Below are 19407 nucleotides of genomic sequence, written 5' to 3' on the forward strand. Positions count from 1 at the left end.
TCATTCACGCGACTAAATCCTATTCGCGGCCTGCGGCTCAGGTGATGACGCTCGGCGCAGCGCGCTGCGTATAGCGTTCGATGTCGGCGAGTTCGCGCGATAGGCCTACGAGATCGGCGAGCGCCGCCTCAGTCTCCATATGCTGCCGCGCGGGATCGGGTTCGTAGCGCTCGATGTAAACCCGCAGCGTCGCGCCGGCCGTGCCGGTGCCCGATAGCCGGTAAACGATCCGCGAGCCATCAGTGAAAATCACCCGCAGGCCCTGATGCTTCGAGTCCGAGCCGTCGACCGGATCGTGATAGGCGAAGTCATCGGCCGTCGCGACTTCAAGGCCGCCGAAATATTGGCCCTTGAGAGTCGGCAGACGTTGGCGCAGCGCGTCGATCAGCGCATGGGCGCCGTCGCTTGCGACTTCCTCATAGTCGTGACGCGAATAATAATTGCGCCCATAGGTCGTCCAATGTTGTCGGACGATGGCGTCGACGCTCTCTTTGCGCGCCGCGAGAATGTCGAGCCAGAACAGCACCGCCCATAGCCCGTCTTTCTCGCGCACATGGTCGGAGCCCGCGCCGGCGCTTTCCTCGCCGCAGATCGTCACGAGACCCGCGTCGAGCAGATTGCCGAAATATTTCCACCCCGTCGGTGTCTCGTAGAGCGGGACGCCGAGCCTTTCCGCGACGCGGTCGGCGGCGGCGCTTGTCGGCATCGATCGCGCAATTCCTGTGACGCCTTTGCGATAGCCAGGCGCAATCGTGGCGTTGGCGGCGAGGATCGCGAGACTGTCCGAGGGCGTGACGAAACGGCCGCGGCCGATGATGAGATTGCGGTCGCCGTCGCCATCCGACGCGGCGCAAAGATCCGGAGCGGCGTCCGACATGGCGAGATCATAAAGATGCCTGGCGTGGACGAGATTGGGGTCGGGATGATGGCCGCCGAAATCGGGCAGCGGCGTCGCATTGATGACGCTGCCCGGCCGCGCCCCGAGATCCTCTTCGAACAGCACGCGCGCGTAGGGGCCGGTGACGGCCGACATGGCGTCGAATGTGAAGGTGAAGCCCGACCGAAAAGCGTCGCTGATGCGATCGAAATCAAAGAGCGTCTGCATCAGCGCTTTGTAATTCGCCACGCTGTCGACGACATCGACGCGCATGTCGCCGACGCGCGTTTCGCCGAGCCTGTCGATATCGACGTCTTGGGCTTCGACGATCTTGAACGAGGTAATCTCGCGCGTGCGCGCATAAATGGCGTCCGTCACCTTCTCGGGCGCCGGACCGCCATTCGCGACATTATATTTGACGCCGAAGTCGCCGTGCGGGCCGCCGGGGTTGTGGCTGGCGGACAGCACGATTCCGCCGAAGGCCATAAGCGCGCGAATGAGCGCCGACGCTGCGGGCGTCGATAATATGCCGCTTTGTCCGATGATGACGCGGCCGACGCCGTTAGCCGCGGCGATCTTCAGGATCTTTTGAATCGCCTCGCGGTTGTAATAGCGGCCGTCGCCGCCGACCACGAGCGTTGCGCCCTGATAGCCCTCCAGACTGTCGAAAATCGATTGAATGAAGTTTTCAAGATAGTGGCGCTGCTTGAAGACATCGACTTTCTTGCGCAGGCCGGATGTGCCCGGGCGTTGATCAGCAAACGGCGTCGTTGCGATGGTGGTCGCCTGTGAATTCCCCATTTGGAGCGGAGGCCTCGCGAGTTTGTCGGCGCCGCGGGGGCGCGGCGTCCGCTTCTATAATTCGTCTTCGGCAACGGCAAAAAGGCGGCGCGAGTCACGCGCCGCCGTTTAGACTGCCTGGAGAAATGTTGAGCTTACCAGCCCCAGCCGCCGCCCCAGCCGCCGCCGCCCCAGCCACCACCCCAACCGCCGCCCCAGCCGCCTCCCCAGCCGCCGCCGCCCCAGCCACCGCCCCAGCCGCCCCAGGGATCTCCCCATCCGCTGTAGGCGGCCGGGTAATAGCCATAGGGGTAGCCGTAGCCGCCATAACCGCTCGAAGCCGCGAGGCCGGCGCCCAGAAGTCCGAGGCCCACGCCTGCGGCGATGGCGCCGCCGGGGTTGTAATAGCCGCGCCGGTAGCCGTAGCGCCGGCCCCAGCCGCCGCGATAACCCCAGCCGCCGCGATTGCCCCAGCCGCGACGATACCAAACATTTTCGACCGGGCTCGAAGGTGCGACAATCGACCGATCGGGCGCGCTCATCGGCCCGGCGATCGCTTCTTCCGGAACGGCGGTCGCCAATGTCGCGCTGCAGAGCGCGCCGGACAGCGCCAATTTCAGGCCTTTTCGCATCGTTCATCCTCCTCCTGGCGCGGTGTCCCGCCGCGCGGCGTCGCGCGCTCCTCTGGAGCTCACGCTGCACTAACAACTTAGTTAGGCGCAAATTGATCCGCTGCGAGAGGCTGAAACGTGACTTTTTTTGGCGTTTACCTTAAGCGGCCAACGTCGCTGTCAGTCGCCGACGCCTCGGCGCCGATATCGTGGATGAAATCCAAAAGCCTGCAACGAAAGAAGTCGCGCACGCGAGCGGCGGTCGCCGGATGCTGCTCCAAGATCAAATGAAACAATGGCCGCAGAATCTTAAGCACCGTGGCCGGCTCCTGCGCGATCGCGCCGGCGGGGCGCGTCGAGGGCGCGAGGAGGGCGGTTTCGCCGATCAGCGTCCAGGGCCGGACGATCTTCGACTGAGGATGTCCGTCGTTTGCGGCGGTCAGCTCGATGGACCCCACGGTGAGCACATAGCCGCCGTCCGATATTTCGCCGCGTCGAAACAGGACGTCGCCGGCGCGCAGCAGGCGCGTTTCTGCGGAAAGCGCGAGCATACGCAGGGCGTTCGGCTCGAAGATCGAAAAGAGAGGGATGCGCGCGAGATTGTCGATATCGTCGTCCAGCGTCATGTCATTTTTGTTCGGCGTCCCCCGCGCTATCTCTACATGCGCTGGCGGCGGGGCGTAAGCGTGGCGTAAGCGTTAAGACGCGGGGTCTTCTTCGCTGGCGGCGAGCCGGTAACCGTCGCCTTGCGTTTTGAGCCAGCGCGGCTGTTCGGGCGATGGCTCGAGTTTGCGTCTTAGACGATGAATGTGCGTTTCCAGCGTCCGGGTCGACATATTCGGACCGTAGCCCCACACGTCGCGAAGCAGCGCCTCGCGCGAGACCGCCGCGCCATGGGCGCGCGCCAGCCTCGCGAGAATCGCCGTCTCTTTTTCGGTCAGCTTCAAGCGCGCGCCAGAAGGCGCCCGGAGTTCCCCGGCCTCAAAATGATAGGGGCCGACTGCGGCCCGCGCCGGCGCGGAATCGATGAGCGCCACCAATTCCGCAAAGCGGATGGGACGCGTCACGACGGCGTCGACCCCCAGCGGCGGCGATTTCGGCTCATCGGCGATGAGCACGACGCGGGTCCTGCAGCCCCGCGCGCGCACATCGGCAAGCGCTTTGGGGTCGCAATGGGATTCGTCCACGATCGCCGCATCCGGCCAATCGTCTCCCGGCGCGCCGAGCTGGCCGTCGCGCAGCGCATAGCGGCCGAGCGCGGCGAATTGCTCGACGAGCATCGCCCGCAACGGGGCGTTGGCGGCGATGCTCAAAGTGCGCGAAAGGGACATCAGTTGGTGGCGCTCCGCGTCAAAAGGATATTCCTGCTATAGCGCTCGGACGCGCCGGCGCGCGGCGCATATAACGTATCATGCCTCTACGAACGAACCGGACGAAACCAGCCGAACTGGACTTGCTGCGCGTCGCGCGGCGCATTGGCGGCCGCCCGCACGAGGGAAGGCTGATCGCCGGCTCGCTCGTTCTTCCTTGCGCGCTCGGCCGCAGCGGCGTTGTGCGCAACAAGCGCGAAGGCGACGGCGCGAGTCCGGCCGGCTGTTGGCCGCTCCTCTATTTCTACCTGCGCGCGCCCGCGCCCTTGCGTCTGCCATGGCGGCGCACCCGGCCGCACGATCTCTGGTGCGACGATCCGCGCTCCTTCCTTTACAACAAACCGCTGCGGGCGCCGTCGCGCCTCGGCCATGAGGAAATGTGGCGCAAGGACGCGCTCTATGACGCCGTCGGCGTTGTGGGCTATAATCTTCGTCCTCGGGTGCGCGGTCGCGGCAGCGCGATTTTCTTTCACATCGCCACGGATGATCTTTCGCCCACAGCCGGCTGCGTCGCATTGCGCGCCCGCGACATGGCGCGGCTTCTGCCACGTTTGGGACGCAAGGTCTCGCTGTTGATCGGATAGGCGCCGTAACGGCCCCCCTCCCTGTCCCTCCCCCGCTTCGCGGGAGAGGGGACGCTAACGAGCGGCATTCGGGGGATTGAATGGCGCGACCGCAGCGTTGAAGCGTGACGCCAGTGCTGATGAAACGCCGAACCTAACTCCCTCTCCCGCGGAGCGGGGGAGGGCTGGGGTGGGGGCCCGGGCCGCCATCATCCGCGCGAGTCTGGGAGGGGCCGCCGTCTCACGCGGGATAGTCGCGCTCGCCCATGATCGCCGAGCCGACCCGGACATAGGTCGCCCCTAACTGGATCGCGAGTTCGAAATCCGAACTCATGCCCATGGAGAGTTCGGCGATTCCATTGCGCGCGGCGATGTCGGCGAGCAGCGCGAAATGCGGCGAGGCCTGCTGGTCGAGCGGCGGCACGCACATCAGCCCTTCGATCTGCAGCCCATAAGCGTCGCGACAGGCGGCCAGAAAGCTGTCGGCGTTTTCGGGAAGGACGCCGGTCTTTTGCTGCTCGGCGCCGGTGTTGACCTGCACGAAAAGCTGCGGTCGCTTGCCGGTCCTGTCGATTTCCTCGGACAGCGCCTTGGCGATCTTTTCGCGGTCGACGCTCTCTATGACGTCGAAGATCTCGACCGCGTCGCGCGTCTTATTCGACTGCAGCGGGCCGATGAGATGCAATTCGATGTCCGGATACTTTTCACGCAACGGCGGCCACTTCGACAAAGCCTCCTGCACGCGGTTTTCCCCGAAAATGCGATGGCCCGCTTCCAGCAGCGGCGCCACGTCCTCGGCCGGAAAGGTCTTGGTGACGCAGACGAGGCGAATGGCGCCAGGATCGCGGCCACAGTCCTCTGCAGCGCGGCGAATCGCTTCGCGAGTCGATTCAAGGCGATCGGCGGCTCCCATGGCGCGAAAATCGCGATTTCAGCGGCCGGGTCAAGCGCCGAATGTTTTACGCCTTCGCAGCGCGGAACTTCGTGCAGTCCGGCGCGTTAAGCTTCCGGCGGGCGGAAGGGCGGGATTGTCGCACACGTTCATTATTGAGAAACGCGTCCCGCCTACCAAGGATTGTTCCCACCGAATTGGAGGCCGATAATGGTCAATGACAGCCTGACTTACGACGGGCGCTCGATGCATCTGCATCATCTGCGCCGCAAATGGGGATGGATCGTCGCGCTTGGCGCGCTCATGCTCATCGGCGGATTGTTCGCACTCTACGACGTCACGACCGCCACGCTCGTGACCGTGTTCTATGTCGGCGCGGCGATGCTCGTGGCCGGCGCGATGGAGATTATCACGGCCGTTCAGATCCGGCCCTGGACCAGGGCGCTGCTCTGGGGAGCGATCGGGCTTATCACGATCGTCGCGGGCTTTCTGGTCTTCCGCGATCCCTTGCTCGCGGCGGTGTCGTTGACGGCGATCATCGGCGTCGCGCTGATCGCCGCCGGCCTGTTCAAGCTGATCCTCGCCTGGCACATCCGCGACGTCGGCCCGTGGGGCCTCGTGGCGTTCTCGGGAGTGATCAGCATCGTGCTGGGCGGCATGATCCTGGCCCAGTGGCCGATGTCGGGCCTCTACATCCTTGGCCTCTTCCTCGCGATCAATCTGATCTTCGAGGGCGTCAGCTGGATCACCGTCGGGCTTTCGGCGAAGGCCTGAGTTCATGGCGAACTGTAGGGGGCCGTGCTTGCGGCCCCCGAGCTTTTTCGCGCCTCTGCGAACGGCTCCTGCCTTTGACATCCCTCCGACCGACCGGCATTAGAGGCACAATCCCGCAAGCCTTTTGACCGGACGCGCCAGCAAAATGAGACCCGAACGCTATAATTTTGCCGAGTCGGAGCCGCGCTGGCAAAAGATTTGGGAAGAAAAACAGTCTTTTAAGGCAGGCGCCGGCGCTGACGCGCCCAAATATTACGTGCTCGAGATGTTTCCCTATCCCTCGGGTCGGCTGCACATGGGCCATGTGCGCAATTACTCGATGGGCGACGTCATCGCGCGCTTCATGCGCGCCAGGGGTTTCGACGTCCTGCATCCGATGGGGTGGGACGCGTTCGGCCTGCCCGCCGAAAACGCCGCGGCGCAGACCGGCGCGCATCCGGCGCAATGGACCTACGCCAATATCGCGGCGATGCGGGCGCAGCTCAAAACGCTGGGGCTGTCGCTCGACTGGTCGCGCGAGATCGCGACCTGCGATCCCGAATATTACGGGCGCCAGCAGAAGCTTTTCCTCGATTTCCTGAAAGCCGGCATCGTCGACCGCAAGAAGTCGAAAGTGAATTGGGACCCCGTCGACATGACCGTGCTCGCCAATGAGCAGGTGATCGACGGCCGCGGCTGGCGTTCGGGCGCGCTCGTCGAGCAGCGCGAGCTGACGCAGTGGTTCTTCAAGATCACCGACTATTCGGAAGAGCTGCTCTCCGCGCTCGACGATCTCGAGCGCTGGCCCGACAAAGTGCGGCTCATGCAGCGCAACTGGATCGGGCGCTCGGAAGGCATGCTCGTGCGCTTCGCGCTCGCCCAGCCGCTCGGAGCAACACAAGAAATCGAAGTCTTCACCACCCGCGCCGACACGCTGTTTGGAGCGAAATTCGTCGCGCTCGCCGCGGACCATCCGCTGGCGAAGGCCGCCGCGCAGAAGGACCCGGCGCTCGCCGCCTTCGCCGAGGAGTGTCGGCGCGGCGCGACGTCCGCGGAAGCGATCGAGACCGCGGAAAAGATGGGCTACGACACGGGGCTGCGCGTCGTTCATCCGTTCGACCCGAACTCGACGCTGCCGGTCTATGTCGCGAATTTCATTCTGATGGACTACGGCACGGGCGCGATCTTCGGCTGCCCCGCGCACGACCAGCGCGACCTCGATTTCGCGACGAAATATGAACTCGGCTTCAAGGTCGTCGTCTGCCCGGAAGACCTCGTTCCTCAAGAGCTCGAAAAGCAGATTGCGACAAGCGGCGAAGCCTTCGAGGCCGAGGGGAGGCTGGTCAATTCCGGCTTTCTCGACGGCATGACCGTGCCGCAGGCGAAGGACGACGTCGCGAACCGTCTGACGACGACGGCGCTGTTTGGCCATCCCCAAGGCGAGCGGAAGGTGAATTACAAGCTGCGCGACTGGGGGATTTCGCGCCAGCGTTATTGGGGTTGCCCGATCCCGATCATCCATTGCGAGACCTGCGGCCCGGTGCCGGTTCCCGAGGCCGATCTGCCGGTGCGGCTGCCCGACGACGTCTCCTTCGACCAGCCCGGCAATCCGCTCGATCGCCACGCGACCTGGAAAAATGTCCCCTGTCCCACTTGCGGCGTGCCGGCGCGGCGCGAGACCGACACGATGGACACGTTCGTCGACTCGTCCTGGTATTACGCCCGCTTCGCCGATCCGCATAATGAGACGGCGCCGGCGAGCGCCGAGGCGCTCGCGCGCTGGCTGCCGGTCGATCAATATATCGGCGGCATCGAGCACGCGATTTTGCATCTTCTCTATTCGCGCTTCTTCGCGCGCGCCATGCGCGACAGCGGCCACGCCGCGGTGGCGGAGCCCTTCGCCGGCCTCTTCACCCAGGGCATGGTCGTGCATGAGACCTATCGCGCGCCGGACGGCCAGTGGGTCGCGCCGTATGATGTCCGGATCGAAGCCAAGGACGGCGGCCGCCGCGCCTTTCTCGTCGACGGCGACGTGGAGATCGGCATCGGCCCGATCGAAAAAATGTCGAAGTCGAAGAAGAACACGGTCGATCCCGACGATATCGTGGCGAGCTATGGCGCGGATACGGCGCGCCTCTTCGTCCTGTCCGACAGCCCGCCCGATCGCGACGTCATCTGGTCGGACGAAGGCGCGCAGGGCGCATGGCGCTTCGTGCAGCGCCTGTGGCGGCTGACCGGCGAACTGGGGCATGTGGCCGCGCCCGTTGGTGCCGAGCCGCTGGCGGCCTTTCACGATCTCGCGCTCGCCGTGCGCAAGGCGACGCATCGTTCGATCGCCCAGGCGAGCGAAAATATCGAGCGGCTGCGGTTTAACAGCGCTATCGCCCGCATCCGCGAATTCGCCAATGAGCTGACGAGCGCGCTCGACGCCGTGACCGAAACGCCCGTTCCGGACGATCTCGCCTTCGCCTTCCGCGAGGCGGCGGACGCGCTCATTCGGCTTGTCGCGCCGATGACGCCGCATGTCGCCGAGGAATGCTGGGCCGATTTGGGCCACAAAGGTCTGGTTGCTGAAGCGTCTTGGCCGGCGGCCGATCCTACCCTGTTGGCCCAGGAGATGATAAGCCTGCCGGTGCAGGTCAACGGCAAAAAGCGCGCCGAAATTCTTGTCGCCCATGACGCCGACGAAGAAACGATTCGCAAAGAGGCTTTGGCGCAAGATGGCGTTCAGCGCGCCATGGAAGGCAAGCCGCTGAGGAAGTTCATTCTCGTTCCGAAAAGGATCGTCAATGTGGTCGTTTAGCAAAGCGGCAGTCGGCAATCGGCAATCGGCATTCGGACGACTGCCGACTGCCGACCTGCCGATTGCCCGGTTCCGGCGCTTGGCGATGATGTGCGCAGCGCTGCTCGCCCTGCCGCTCGCCGGCTGCATCCAGCCGCTTTATGCGCCGGCAGGATTTGGGCTCGACTCCGCGCCGCTGGCGGCCGAGCTGCAGTCGATCGCGGTCGACGAAATTCCGCAGCGGCTCGGCCACTATGTCCGAAATGAGCTGATTTTCGGCCTGAACGGCACCGGTTCGCAGCCGCCGCCGCACTATAGGCTGATGGTTGTGCTCCGCGAGCGCGTGCAGACGCCGATTCTCGACACCGTGACCGGCCGCGCCACGTCGGCGACGGTGATCGTCGACGCCGAATATCGGCTCGTCACCATCCCTGATGAGGTGGAGGTCACGAAAGGCATCGCTTTCAACGTCGCGAGCTACGATCGTTTCTCGAACCGCTTCTCCAATGTGCGCGCCGCACGCGATGCAGAGATCCGTAACGCGCGGGTCATCGCCGATTCGATCCGCACCAGAATCGCCACCGTGCTCGCCACGCGCCTGTCGTCTGTCCCGGCTCCCGCCGTCGTTCGCTATTGAGGGCGGAGGCGGACGATAGCGCCTCATGACGGCGGTCAAGAGTCGCGACGCCGAACGCTTCATCGCCGCGCCGCCCGAGGGCGTCTTTCTTTTCCTGGTCTTCGGCTCCGACGCGGGCATGGTGCGTGAGCGCGCGCTCGCGCTTGTCGAGAAGCGGGTCGACGATCGCCGCGATCCTTTCCAATTCGTCGAGATGAGCGGCGATGGCGTCGCCTCCGACCCGCTTGCGCTTCTCGACGAGGCCAACACCACGCCGCTCTTTGGCGGACGGCGCGCCATCCTCGTCGAGACCGGCGGCAAATCCGTCATTCCGGCGCTGACGTCGCTTATCGGCGCGCCGCCGGCGCATTGCACGGTGGTGCTCACAGCTGGCGCGCTCAGACGCGACGCGCAGCTGCGCAAGCTGGTCGAGGGCGCCAAGCAGGGCGCGGCGATCGAGTGCCAGCCCGACGCGGAAGCGGATTTGCAGGCGCTGATCGAGCGCAGCCTGCGCGACGCCGGCCTTGTCGCCAGTCCCGAGGCCCGCGGCCTGCTGCTCGGCGCGCTTGGGGAAGACCGGCTGATGAGTCGCGCCGAGCTTGAAAAGCTCGCGCTCTATATGCACGGCCGCGAACATGTCGAAGCACAGGACGTTGAAGCGATCGTCGCGCATGCCTCGAACATCGCGTCGGATCGCATGGTGACGGCGGCTTTCGCGGGCGCCGCCGATATCGGCGCTGCCCTCGACGCCTATTTCGCGCAGGACGGCGACGCGCAGCAGCTTGTCATCGGGGCGCTGCGCTACGCCGTGGCGCTTCACCGCGCCCGTCTCGCCATGGAGCGCGAGGGCGGGCGACCTGACGCCGGCGTTTCGGCGCTGATGCGCGCGGGCTTTGGCTTCATGCACCGCGCGCTGATGGATGAACAGCTCAAGAGCTGGTCATCCGCGCGTCTCGGCGCGCTGATCGAGCCGCTGCGCGCCGCGCAGATGCGGGCGCGCGCCAACGCCGGCGTGGCGCAGATGGAGGCCGAGCGCGCGCTGTGGAACGTCGCGCGCGCGGCGCGGCGATGAGCGGGCGGCGTCAGTCCCGATCCGGCGCGCCGAGCGGAAAATAAGCGCGATAAGGTCTTGCTTCGTCCACGGCTCTCGCGAAGGAGGGACGCGCGAGCAGCCGCTGGCGATAGGCCATTACATTGACCAGCGCGTTGTCGATGGGGTGCGCCCAGTCGGCGTAGAAAAGCGCGGGCGCCGCCGCGCAATCGGCGAGCGAGAAATCCTCTCCCGCCGCCCATTCGCGAACTTTCATCTTCTCGTTTAGCCAGCCGTATGCCGTGTCCAGCGCCCGACGCGCTTCAGCGACTCCAAATGAATCGCGATCTTCTTCCGCGCGCAGACGATCCAACACGATTTTCTGCATTGGCGTCATGATGTAATTGTCGAAGAACCGATCCATGAAGCGGACATCGACCGCTGCCTGCCGGTCCGTCGGCAGGAGAGGGCTTGGGCCAGGATGATGGAGGTCGAGGTATTCGATGATCACGCTGGCCTCCACAACGCTGCGATCATCATCGAGCAGAAGCGGAAAGCGTTTGATCGGCCAAAGCGCGGCCCATTCCGCTGCCGCCTGCTTGTCTTCGAGCGAGCGAAACTGGAAAGCCGTGTCGTTCTCATAAAGCGCAATGAGCGCCTTTTGCGTGTAGGACGAAAACGGATGGCCATAGAGCGCGAGCGTCATGACGCGCTTTCGTCGAGCAGGACGCTGAAGCCGCCGAAGATCATGCGCTTGCCGTCGAATGGCATCGGCATGTCCTTCATGCGCGGGTCTTCGTGCATTTTCTTGTGCGCCGCGTCGCGCACGTCTTTGGACGGCCACAGAACCCACGAGAACACGACGTTTTCGCCGTTCTCGGCGGCGACGGCGCGTTTGAAGTCGGTGACTTTGCCGTCGGGCACGTCGTCGCCCCAACATTCGACGACGTGTAGCGCGCCCCACTCCTTCATGATGGGCCACATCTGCGCGGCGGCCTTATGGTAATCTTCCTTTTTGCCCGTTGGCACGGGAATCACGAAACCGTCGACATAGCTCATTGCGTCGCTCCTTCTTTCTGACACGCCTTCGACGCCGCCTCGGCGTCCATCCACATAATCTCCCAGATATGACCGTCGAGATCTTCGAAGCTGCGGCCATACATGAAGCCGAAATCCTGGGTCGGCGTGGGATCCGCCGCGCCGCCGGCGCGCGTCGCCTTTTCAACGACGGCGTCAACATCGGCGCGGCTGTCGGCCGAAATGCAGATCAGAACTTCGGCGCTCATATGCGCATCGGCGATCTGTTTCGTCGTGAATTGCCGAAACTTCTCATGCGTCAAAAGCATCGCATGAATGGTGTCTGAGAAAACCAGGCAGGACCCGGTGTGGTCGGAGAACTGCGGGTTCTTCCTGGCCCCGACCGCCTCGTAGAAAGCGGTCGCCCTGGGCAGATCGGCGACCGGAAGATTGATGAAAATAAGCTTGGACATGGACGCTCCTCAAACCGCCGTTGCCGAACCTACCGCAGAAGTTATAAAATGCAACGATGAAGTTAGTAAAAATAACTAAAAAGACGATTGCGGATAGGATCCGCTCTTCCGCGCGCACCTATGACGACGCCTGCGGCGCAGCCCATGCGCTTGATCTTATTGGCGAGCGCTGGGCGCTGCTGGTGATGCGCGAATTGATGTTCGGGCCGAAAAGATTCAGCGACCTGCGCGCCGATCTTCCCGGAATCAGCGCCAATGTGCTGACGCAGCGGCTGGAGCGGCTGGAAGAAATCGGCGCGCTGATACGGCGCAAGCTGCCGCCCCCGGCGGCGTCCCATGTCTATGAATTGACGCCCTGGGGCTACGAGATTGAGCCGGCTTTGAGCGTTCTCGGCCGCTGGGCGGCGCGCTCGCCGCTGCATGACCCGACGCTGCCTCTCAGCGCCGCCTCGCTGATGCTGTCGTTCAAGACGATGTTCGACGCGAGCAGGGCGAAGGGACTGAACGCGCGCATCGGCTTTCGCATCGGCGACGAGACGTTCCTCGTGCATATCCATGGCGGCGCATGCGAGGCCGCGCGGCAATCGTTGGATGGCGCCGACGTCGTCTTCGCCGGGCCGGCGAGGGCGATCGCCGCGGCGGTCTATGGCGGCGCGCCGCTTGAGGCGCTTGAGGCTGAGAAGGCGCTTTGGGTCGAGGGCGACCGCGCGCTCGCCGAACGCTTCACCAAGCTCTTTCCGCTGCCACAAAAAGCGTGAGGATCACGCCGCGCTGGCGAGGCTTTCGAAAAGCCCGCGGCCGTCGGTTCCGCCGACGAGCGCGTCGATGAGATTTTCGGGATGCGGCATCAGGCCAAGCACATTGCGCCCGTCCGAATAAATGCCGGCGATATCGTTGCGCGAGCCGTTGGGATTGGCCTCGCCACCGACCTTGCCGGCGGAGTCGCAATAGCGGAAGGCGACGAGGCCTTCGCCCTCCAGACGCTCGATCGTCGCATCGTCGGCTTCGTAATTGCCCTCGCCATGCGCGATGCAGACTTCGATCGTCTGACCTTTTGCGTATTGCCGCGTGAAGGCTGTGTCGTTGCGTTCGACCCTCAGATGCTGCATCCGGCAGACGAAGCGCAAATTGGCGTTGCGCATCAGCACGCCCGGCAGAAGCCCGCTTTCGCAGAGAATCTGGAAGCCGTTGCAGACGCCCAGCACCAGTCCGCCGCGCGCGGCATGCGCGCGCACCGCATCCATGATGGCGGCGCGGCCTGCGATGGCGCCGCAGCGCAGATAATCGCCGTAGGAAAAGCCTCCGGGCAATACGACGAGGTCAGTCCCGGCGGGGAGCTCGTGGTCGGCGTGCCACAGCATCGATGGCGGGCACCCGGTCGCCTGCGTCAAGGCGCGGGCCATGTCGCTTTCGCGATTGGAGCCGGGAAAAACGACGACGGCGGATTTCATCACAGATCGATCTGATAGTTTTCGATCACGGTATTGGCGAGCAGCTTCTCGCAGGCCGCCTGCAACTGCGCCTTGGCGGCGCTGGCGTCGGCGCCGGCGAGCTCCACGTCGAACACCTTGCCCTGCCGCACGCTCGCGACGCCTTCGACGCCAAGCGATTTCAGCGCGCCTTCGATCGCCTTGCCTTGCGGATCGAGGACGCCGGATTTGAGGGTGACGACGACGCGAGCTTTCATGCGCTATTCCAACTTCAGAAGATGGCGGAACGGTTACTGGCTCGACGCGCGAAGCGCAAGCCGGCGCGTTAGAGCAGACCCGTGCCGCGGTAAATCTCGCGCAAGTTGATGCACGCGCCGATGACGGGCAGGTCGAGCACGCTCTCCGCTGTCTCGAAACGGCGTTCGGTGAAGCCTTTGGCGCGTTCGAAGGACACGACTTCAAGCGCATCTTGCGCGATCACGACATATTGCAGGAGCGAGGGCAGGGAGGCGTAGGCTTTCCGTTTCCACCGCAGGTCGTAGTTGGCGGTCGACGGGGAAAGAATTTCGAAGGCGACGATCATGTCGTCGCATTCGATCCCTGTGGCGGTCTGCGGACGGACGAGCACATCGGGCACGGGGACGCTCATGGGGGAGATACGTACGCCGATGCCAGGCACTACCGCCCAAACTGCATCAGTTTCCCGGGCGAATCGGCCGAGCGCTACGATCAAATTGCTGGCAATGATCTGGTGAAGAAAACTTGCCGACGCGTTCAAAACCGGCTCCCCTTCGATCAGCTCCCATTTTTCGTCGTCGGGACGCGTCGCGGTGAACGCGAAGAATTCCTCCGCGCGCATCGGACCTGAATCGAAATGAGGAACGCCCATGGCGGCCCTTTGGGATTTTCCTACTGAACGAGCTTCGGCGCGCCGGTGCGGATCGTCTCGTTTTCCTGCATGATGCCGAGACGGCGCGCGACTTCGGTATAAGCCTCGACCAGCCCGCCCAAATCGCGGCGGAAGCGATCCTTGTCGAGCTTGTCGTTCGACTTGATATCCCACAGCCGGCAGCTGTCGGGCGAAATCTCGTCGGCGACGACGATTCGCATCATGTCGCCTTCCCAAAGCCGACCGCATTCCATCTTGAAGTCGACGAGGCGGATGCCGACGCCGAGGAAAAGCCCGGAGAGAAAATCATTGACGCGGATGGCGAGCGCCATGACGTCGTCGATCTCCTGGGGAGTCGCCCAGCCGAAGGCGGTGATATGCTCCTCGGACACCATCGGATCGTCGAGCGCGTCGTTCTTATAATAGAATTCGATGATAGAGCGGGGCAGCTGCGTGCCCTCTTCCATCCCGAGACGCTTGGCCAGCGAGCCGGCCGCGACATTGCGCACGACGACTTCGAGCGGAATGATTTCCACCTCGCGGATGAGCTGCTCGCGCATGTTCAGCCGGCGGATGAAGTGGGTCGGCACGCCGATGCTGTTCAAATGCTGGAAGATATATTCGGAGATCCGGTTGTTGAGCACGCCCTTCCCGTCGATCACCTCGTGTTTCTTCGCGTTGAAGGCCGTGGCGTCGTCCTTGAAGTGCTGAATCAAAGTGCCGGGCTCCGGGCCCTCATAGAGGACCTTGGCCTTGCCTTCGTAGATGCGGCGTCGGCGGTTCATTGGGATCAACCGGGGCTTGAGGAAGTCCATGTGGCGGGTCGTCGCTCCTCCGAAGTGTGAACCCATGCCGGCTTCTGGGTGGGAGCGGCGGCGGGCGTGCGCCCTGCCGCGAGCACCGGCGGTCCTAGCGTCTTTGGCGGCCAGTGACAAGCCGACAGGGCACTCTATCGCAAAGGGAAAGACGATACAATGAAACTGAGAGGGCGGCGGCCCACCGTCGCCGTCGCCGTGTCAGTCCTTCGCACGCGTCGGCGCCCGTAATTTGAGCATCTGGTCGATGATTTTCCGACCGCGCCCGCTCGCCCCTGCGACGCTCATGGCGCAAACGGAAGCGTCCTTGGCTATTTCCAGCCGGCCTTCTTCTCGCAGTCCTGCTGGGCCTCGGGATTGGCCTTTTCCCATTGGGTGACGGACCGGGTTTCGTTGTCGTCCATCTTCTCGTTCATGCATATGCAATATGCGCGGATAATGTCGGGCGTTCCGCCTTCCTCGCCTTTGTTATCGCTGATGCACTGATTGATCCATTTGAGGTCGTCGCTCGTCATTTTCTGAGCGAAGGCCGGGCTCGTAAGCGCCAAGGCGAATAACATAGCGCATGCAAATTTCTTCATGAAACGCTCCTGCGGTGTCTGATGGCCGGACGGAAAACACTACGCCTCGACAAATAGCCGCACCGGCGCGCTTATTGCAATTCGGCGCGGCGCGCGGCTCTGTTCGCGCTCGCACCGTGGCGGGCAGGGGCGGGGGGCGGTTTCGTCGTGGCCAGGATCACGCTTTCCGGCATTGGCTTTGCGCGCGAATACGCATATATCGAGCCCACGCCGATGCGGCGCATGATCGCCGAGTCCTGATTATAAGAACAACCCGGCCGAGGATGGACATGAGCACGTTCGACCAGCGCGAAGATTCCTTCGAAAAACGCTTTGTCCATGAAGAGGAGCTGCAGTTCCGCGCCGAAGCGCGCCGCAACAAGCTGCTTGGCCTCTGGGCGGCCGAAAAACTCGGCAAGACAGGCGCCGAGGCGCAGGCCTACGCCGACGCCTTGGTCGCTGCGGAAGTGACCGCCGACGCCGATGAGCGGGTCGTGGCTTTGGTCAAGAAGGATTTTGAAGCGGCGGGCGTGAACCAGTCCGAGCATCAGATCCGCCGCACCATGGACGAGATGCTGACCAAGGCGAAAGCCGAGATCAAGTCGGGCCAGTAACGGGCCTTTATTCATTTTCTTGGGCGATAGTCGCTTATGCGCGATTCGCCCTTAAGAGCGCCTCGACAGAAGCCGCTTCCCGACGCCTCCTATTTTCAGGCGGCGCCGGCGATCGCCGAGGAAGCGGCGCTATGGTTGCGCTATCTTGCCGGCGAGCGGCGCGCCTCCCGGCACACGGTCGAGGCCTATGGCCGGGACCTCGCCACGTTCTTGGCTTTTCTGGCGCAGCATACGGGTGAACGGCCAGACGCGGCCGCGCTTAAGTCGCTTCAACCCCCCGACTTGCGCGCTTTTATGGCCAAGCGTCGCCGCGATGGCTTGGAAAGCCGGTCGCTGCTGCGGGCGCTCGCCGCCGTTCGCAATTTTCTGCGCTTCATTGAGAAGAAGGGCCTCGCCCGTACGGACGTCTTTGGCGCCGTCCGGCCGCCGAAGCGCCCGCACAGCCTCCCCAAGGCGCTCACCGTGCCCGACGCCCGCGACGTCGTGGACCCCGAACAAAGAGCGGGCGAAGCGCGAGAGCCCTGGGTGATCGCCCGGGACGCCGCCGTGCTGGCGCTGCTCTACGGCGCCGGACTGCGAATTTCCGAGGCGCTGTCGATCGGGAGCGCCGAGGCGCCGGTCGGCGCCGCCGATCGGATCACGATCCTGGGGAAGGGCGGCAAAAGCCGGACCGTGCCGGTCATCGCGCCGGTGCGCTCGGCGATCGAGGCCTATCTCGCGCTCTGTCCCTATGATCTTGCCGGCGGGCCGCTGTTTGTGGGCGCGCGCGGCGGGCCGCTCTCGCCGCGCATCATCCAGCTCGCCGTCCAGCGCCTGCGCGGGGCGCTCGGCCTGCCGGAGAGCGCGACGCCGCATGCGCTGCGCCATTCCTTTGCAACGCATCTTCTGGGTCGTGGCGGCGATCTGCGCACGATTCAGGAATTGCTCGGCCACGCCTCGCTCTCGACGACGCAGATTTATACCGCCGTCGACAAGACGCGGCTCCTCGACGCTTATCGCTCGGCGCATCCGCGCGCGAAGTGAAACTGAAGGTCGCGTGAAAGCCCTGAGGAGCCGCGAACTCTACCCTCCCCTTGAGGGGGAGGGTCGCATTGCGAAGCAATGCGGGGTGGGGTGACAGCTCGGATGACTGGAAAGGATGGCGCGCACCGAACCGCTCGTAGAGCGACAATATTTTGAGATGCGGCTCCACCCCACCCCAGCGCTTCACGCCAACCCTCCCCCTCAAGGGGAGGGTAGCACCGTCGACGCCGCTCCAATTTCGCGCAGCGTGCGCAACTCTCACTCTACCGGCTCCACCGCGCTGATCTCGATTCCAAAGCCCGAGAGCCCAACGAATGCGCGGGGCTTTGACGACGAGGAGCGCAGACGGATCGAGGAAACGCCGAGGTCCTTCAAAATCTGGGCGCCGAGACCGACGTCGAGCCACTGCCGCTTGCGCGTTTCCTCGGCGTTTTCCTCCTGGCCCCGTCCGACGATATTCGCCGGGACGCCCGCCGCGCCGTCGCGCAGATAGACGAGCACGCCGCGCCCTTCGCGCGCAAAGCGATGCAGCGTCTTCTTGATCGTGTCGGCGCCCCCGAACACATCGGCGAGAATATCGGCGCGATGCAGTCGCGTCGGCACGTCGCGTCCGTCGCCGATCGCGCCCAGCACGAAGGCGAAGTGCTGCACGCTGTCGAACGGCGTCACATAGGCGTGGCCGATCATTTCCCCGGCCTCCGTCTCGACCGGGAAGGTTGCGACGCGCTCGACGAGCTTTTCGCGCGCCTGTCGGAACGCGATAAGATCGGAAACCGACACGAGTTTGAGGGCGTGCGCGCGCGCGAATTCCTCGATCTGGCGGCCGGTCATCACCGTGCCGTCGTCATTGGCGAGCTCGCAGATGACGCCGACGGGCGGCAGGCCGGCGAGCTTGCACAGATCGACGGCGGCTTCCGTATGTCCGGAGCGCATCAGCACCCCGCCGTCCTTGGCGATCAGCGGGAAGACGTGGCCGGGCCGCACGAAGTCGCTCGCGCCCATATTGCCATTGGCGAGCGCGCGCACCGTATTGCAGCGTTGCTCGGCGGAAATGCCGGTGGTGAGCCCGTGGCGCGCATCGACGGTGACGGTGAATGCGGTGGCGAGCGGCGCGTCGTTTTCCGCGACCATGGGCGCAAGATGCAGACGGCGCGCCTCCTCGAGCGTGAGCGGCGCGCAGACGATGCCACTCGTATGGCGGATGATGAAGGCCATTTTCTCGGGCGTGCAGAGCGACGCGGCGACGACGAGGTCGCCTTCGTTTTCGCGATCGTCGTCATCGGTGACGACGACGATCTCGCCGCGCGCCACGGCCTCGACGGCTTCAGTGATGGAATGGGACAAAGGTGGCTCCGGTGTGGGGCCGGCGCAGCTCTGCGCCGGGGGCCAGGACGTGGAGATTTACTCCGGGCGCAGGCGGGATTCAAACAGTCAGGCGGAGGTGGCGTCGAGGCTCAGCGATGTGGGGGGAACGATCATTGTCCGGGGGACATCGCCATCGGCGGCATAGGCGAGATCCAAGACGCGGCCGGCGATCGCCAAGTCATTGGTCGGGACGACATCGTATACTCCGCTCACGATCCCGTCGATCGCCTCGCGGACGTCTCGATAGATCGATCGCCCATGATCTGTGAGCATAACGCGACATTCATCGGCGAAAAGAGCGTTGAAAATTCCTATCGTTGCGAGCTTCTCGATCGCTTGCAGGGCATCGCTAACGAGGGAAGCGACGTGCGTTTGGACGATCACGCAGATCGTCGGCTGAATATCGCAACCAAGATTCGGAACGGAGAAGCCGCTTCGAGGAATCGCGTCGCTGTCGACTGCAGGTCGCGCCCGTTCCGTCGGATCATGAAGGTCGTTCATCGACAGTATGGGACGAGCGTGCGTATGCGATCATTCCTTAAGTAGAGAGCGCCCCAAAGCATGAAGCCGACATAAACTCCAAAGAGCGTGTGACTGAAAAGAGGGCTCCCAATGCGCGCATGAGTCGCGACGGCCCCGCCGAGATAAGCAGTGAGAAGGATCGCTCCGAGCACTGATGTTCTGGGATAGGCATACAGCGCCGTGCATGCGAGCAAGACGAGCCCTACTGAATTCACCGTCGTGGCAGGCCACCCGAGCTGAACAGTCGTTTCCAAGACGACAGGGAGCTGCGCGAGCTTCATTGTCACGTCCATCAGCATGAAGAGGATTACAAGTCCGCTCAGACCGTAGCCGGCCCACCGCGACCATTTGCGAGTTGCTGTCGTATTTTCTTGCGTCATATGAGTTTCCCTCCGTTCAGGCTCGCGGCATCGACGAATTTGCTG

The 19407-nt window shown here is 64.0% G+C and carries 24 protein-coding genes; 8 read left to right on the plus strand and 16 right to left on the minus strand.

What is annotated here, in order from left to right:
• Positions 1-37: 37 nt before the first annotated feature.
• The 4 genes from A3OO_RS0108465 to A3OO_RS0108480 form a co-directional block, all read right to left on the minus strand.
• On the minus strand, positions 38-1678 hold the full coding sequence (locus A3OO_RS0108465) for an alpha-D-glucose phosphate-specific phosphoglucomutase (protein ID WP_018407407.1): 1641 nt from the start codon (positions 1676-1678) through the stop codon (positions 38-40).
• Between the two features lie 134 nt (positions 1679-1812).
• On the minus strand, positions 1813-2289 hold the full coding sequence (locus A3OO_RS23985; protein WP_018407408.1) for a hypothetical protein: 477 nt from the start codon (positions 2287-2289) through the stop codon (positions 1813-1815).
• Between the two features lie 134 nt (positions 2290-2423).
• Positions 2424-2894 carry a cyclic nucleotide-binding domain-containing protein gene (locus A3OO_RS0108475; RefSeq protein WP_018407409.1) on the minus strand — a complete coding sequence of 157 codons (471 nt, stop codon included), beginning with the start codon at positions 2892-2894 and terminating at the stop codon, positions 2424-2426.
• Between the two features lie 72 nt (positions 2895-2966).
• Positions 2967-3599 (minus strand): winged helix-turn-helix domain-containing protein, encoded by a 633-nt coding sequence (locus tag A3OO_RS0108480; protein ID WP_018407410.1) that lies wholly within the window; start codon positions 3597-3599, stop codon positions 2967-2969.
• An 80-nt stretch (positions 3600-3679) separates the two neighbouring features.
• On the opposite strand from A3OO_RS0108480, the gene A3OO_RS0108485 reads away from it, so the two are divergent.
• Positions 3680-4222 carry a L,D-transpeptidase family protein gene (locus tag A3OO_RS0108485; protein WP_026222810.1) on the plus strand — a complete coding sequence of 181 codons (543 nt, stop codon included), beginning with the start codon at positions 3680-3682 and terminating at the stop codon, positions 4220-4222.
• Positions 4223-4442: 220 nt separating this feature from the next.
• Here A3OO_RS0108485 and A3OO_RS0108490 read toward each other — a convergent pair whose 3' ends face one another.
• On the minus strand, positions 4443-5114 hold the full coding sequence (locus A3OO_RS0108490) for a YggS family pyridoxal phosphate-dependent enzyme (protein ID WP_018407412.1): 672 nt from the start codon (positions 5112-5114) through the stop codon (positions 4443-4445).
• A 189-nt stretch (positions 5115-5303) separates the two neighbouring features.
• Between A3OO_RS0108490 and A3OO_RS0108495 the strand changes: the two genes are divergently transcribed.
• From A3OO_RS0108495 to holA, 4 genes are all read left to right on the plus strand, one after another.
• Positions 5304-5867 (plus strand): HdeD family acid-resistance protein, encoded by a 564-nt coding sequence (locus A3OO_RS0108495; RefSeq protein ID WP_018407413.1) that lies wholly within the window; start codon positions 5304-5306, stop codon positions 5865-5867.
• 145 nt (positions 5868-6012) lie between these two features.
• Positions 6013-8649 carry a leucine--tRNA ligase gene (leuS, locus tag A3OO_RS0108500; RefSeq protein WP_018407414.1) on the plus strand — a complete coding sequence of 879 codons (2637 nt, stop codon included), beginning with the start codon at positions 6013-6015 and terminating at the stop codon, positions 8647-8649.
• Entirely contained in the window at positions 8636-9265 is a 630-nt protein-coding gene (locus A3OO_RS21365) for an LPS assembly lipoprotein LptE (protein WP_342446754.1), read from the plus strand. The genes leuS and A3OO_RS21365 overlap by 14 nt, the downstream gene beginning before the upstream one ends.
• Before the next feature lie 25 nt (positions 9266-9290).
• Positions 9291-10316, plus strand: a complete 1026-nt coding sequence (gene holA, locus A3OO_RS0108510) for a DNA polymerase III subunit delta (protein WP_018407416.1) — start codon at positions 9291-9293, stop codon at positions 10314-10316.
• Positions 10317-10326: 10 nt separating this feature from the next.
• Here holA and A3OO_RS0108515 read toward each other — a convergent pair whose 3' ends face one another.
• Genes A3OO_RS0108515 through A3OO_RS0108525 form a run of 3 tightly spaced genes read right to left on the minus strand, consistent with a single transcriptional unit; the run spans position 10327 to position 11764 of the window.
• A complete protein-coding gene (locus tag A3OO_RS0108515) occupies positions 10327-10980 on the minus strand; it encodes a glutathione S-transferase family protein (protein ID WP_018407417.1) in 654 nt (217 codons plus the stop codon).
• Entirely contained in the window at positions 10977-11333 is a 357-nt protein-coding gene (locus A3OO_RS0108520) for a DUF1428 domain-containing protein (protein WP_018407418.1), read from the minus strand. The genes A3OO_RS0108515 and A3OO_RS0108520 overlap by 4 nt, the downstream gene beginning before the upstream one ends.
• Positions 11330-11764 carry a VOC family protein gene (locus A3OO_RS0108525; RefSeq protein ID WP_018407419.1) on the minus strand — a complete coding sequence of 145 codons (435 nt, stop codon included), beginning with the start codon at positions 11762-11764 and terminating at the stop codon, positions 11330-11332. Before A3OO_RS0108525 ends, A3OO_RS0108520 begins: the two co-directional genes overlap by 4 nt.
• Before the next feature lie 56 nt (positions 11765-11820).
• On the opposite strand from A3OO_RS0108525, the gene A3OO_RS0108530 reads away from it, so the two are divergent.
• Entirely contained in the window at positions 11821-12522 is a 702-nt protein-coding gene (locus A3OO_RS0108530) for a winged helix-turn-helix transcriptional regulator (protein ID WP_018407420.1), read from the plus strand.
• A gap of 3 nt (positions 12523-12525) precedes the next feature.
• Here the strand turns inward: A3OO_RS0108530 and purQ are convergent, their stop codons facing one another.
• From purQ to A3OO_RS0108560, 5 genes are all read right to left on the minus strand, one after another.
• A complete protein-coding gene (gene purQ, locus A3OO_RS0108535) occupies positions 12526-13215 on the minus strand; it encodes a phosphoribosylformylglycinamidine synthase subunit PurQ (protein ID WP_018407421.1) in 690 nt (229 codons plus the stop codon).
• On the minus strand, positions 13215-13451 hold the full coding sequence (gene purS, locus A3OO_RS0108540) for a phosphoribosylformylglycinamidine synthase subunit PurS (RefSeq protein WP_018407422.1): 237 nt from the start codon (positions 13449-13451) through the stop codon (positions 13215-13217). The genes purQ and purS overlap by 1 nt, the downstream gene beginning before the upstream one ends.
• A gap of 68 nt (positions 13452-13519) precedes the next feature.
• Positions 13520-14053, minus strand: a complete 534-nt coding sequence (locus A3OO_RS0108545) for a Uma2 family endonuclease (RefSeq protein WP_245257136.1) — start codon at positions 14051-14053, stop codon at positions 13520-13522.
• Positions 14054-14103: 50 nt separating this feature from the next.
• Entirely contained in the window at positions 14104-14898 is a 795-nt protein-coding gene (purC, locus tag A3OO_RS0108550; RefSeq protein ID WP_014892432.1) for a phosphoribosylaminoimidazolesuccinocarboxamide synthase, read from the minus strand.
• A gap of 311 nt (positions 14899-15209) precedes the next feature.
• On the minus strand, positions 15210-15479 hold the full coding sequence (locus tag A3OO_RS0108560; protein ID WP_026222811.1) for a hypothetical protein: 270 nt from the start codon (positions 15477-15479) through the stop codon (positions 15210-15212).
• A gap of 269 nt (positions 15480-15748) precedes the next feature.
• Here A3OO_RS0108560 and A3OO_RS0108570 point away from each other — a divergent pair, with 269 nt between their 5' ends.
• Together A3OO_RS0108570 and A3OO_RS0108575 are read left to right on the plus strand one after the other, a co-directional pair.
• Complete coding sequence (locus A3OO_RS0108570; RefSeq protein WP_026222812.1) at positions 15749-16072, plus strand: DUF1476 domain-containing protein; 324 nt, start codon at positions 15749-15751, stop codon at positions 16070-16072.
• A gap of 36 nt (positions 16073-16108) precedes the next feature.
• Positions 16109-17095, plus strand: a complete 987-nt coding sequence (locus A3OO_RS0108575; protein ID WP_018407427.1) for a tyrosine recombinase XerC — start codon at positions 16109-16111, stop codon at positions 17093-17095.
• 258 nt (positions 17096-17353) lie between these two features.
• Here the strand turns inward: A3OO_RS0108575 and ribB are convergent, their stop codons facing one another.
• From ribB to A3OO_RS0108590, 3 genes are all read right to left on the minus strand, one after another.
• On the minus strand, positions 17354-18439 hold the full coding sequence (gene ribB / locus A3OO_RS0108580) for a 3,4-dihydroxy-2-butanone-4-phosphate synthase (RefSeq protein ID WP_018407428.1): 1086 nt from the start codon (positions 18437-18439) through the stop codon (positions 17354-17356).
• A gap of 87 nt (positions 18440-18526) precedes the next feature.
• A complete protein-coding gene (locus tag A3OO_RS23990) occupies positions 18527-18733 on the minus strand; it encodes a hypothetical protein (protein WP_198008775.1) in 207 nt (68 codons plus the stop codon).
• Between the two features lie 224 nt (positions 18734-18957).
• Positions 18958-19362: a DoxX family protein gene (locus tag A3OO_RS0108590; protein ID WP_018407430.1), complete on the minus strand. Its 405-nt coding sequence runs from the start codon at positions 19360-19362 to the stop codon at positions 18958-18960.
• Positions 19363-19407: the final 45 nt, after the last annotated feature.

This window comes from Methylocystis rosea SV97 (assembly GCF_000372845.1).
Lineage (GTDB): Bacteria > Pseudomonadota > Alphaproteobacteria > Rhizobiales > Beijerinckiaceae > Methylocystis > Methylocystis rosea.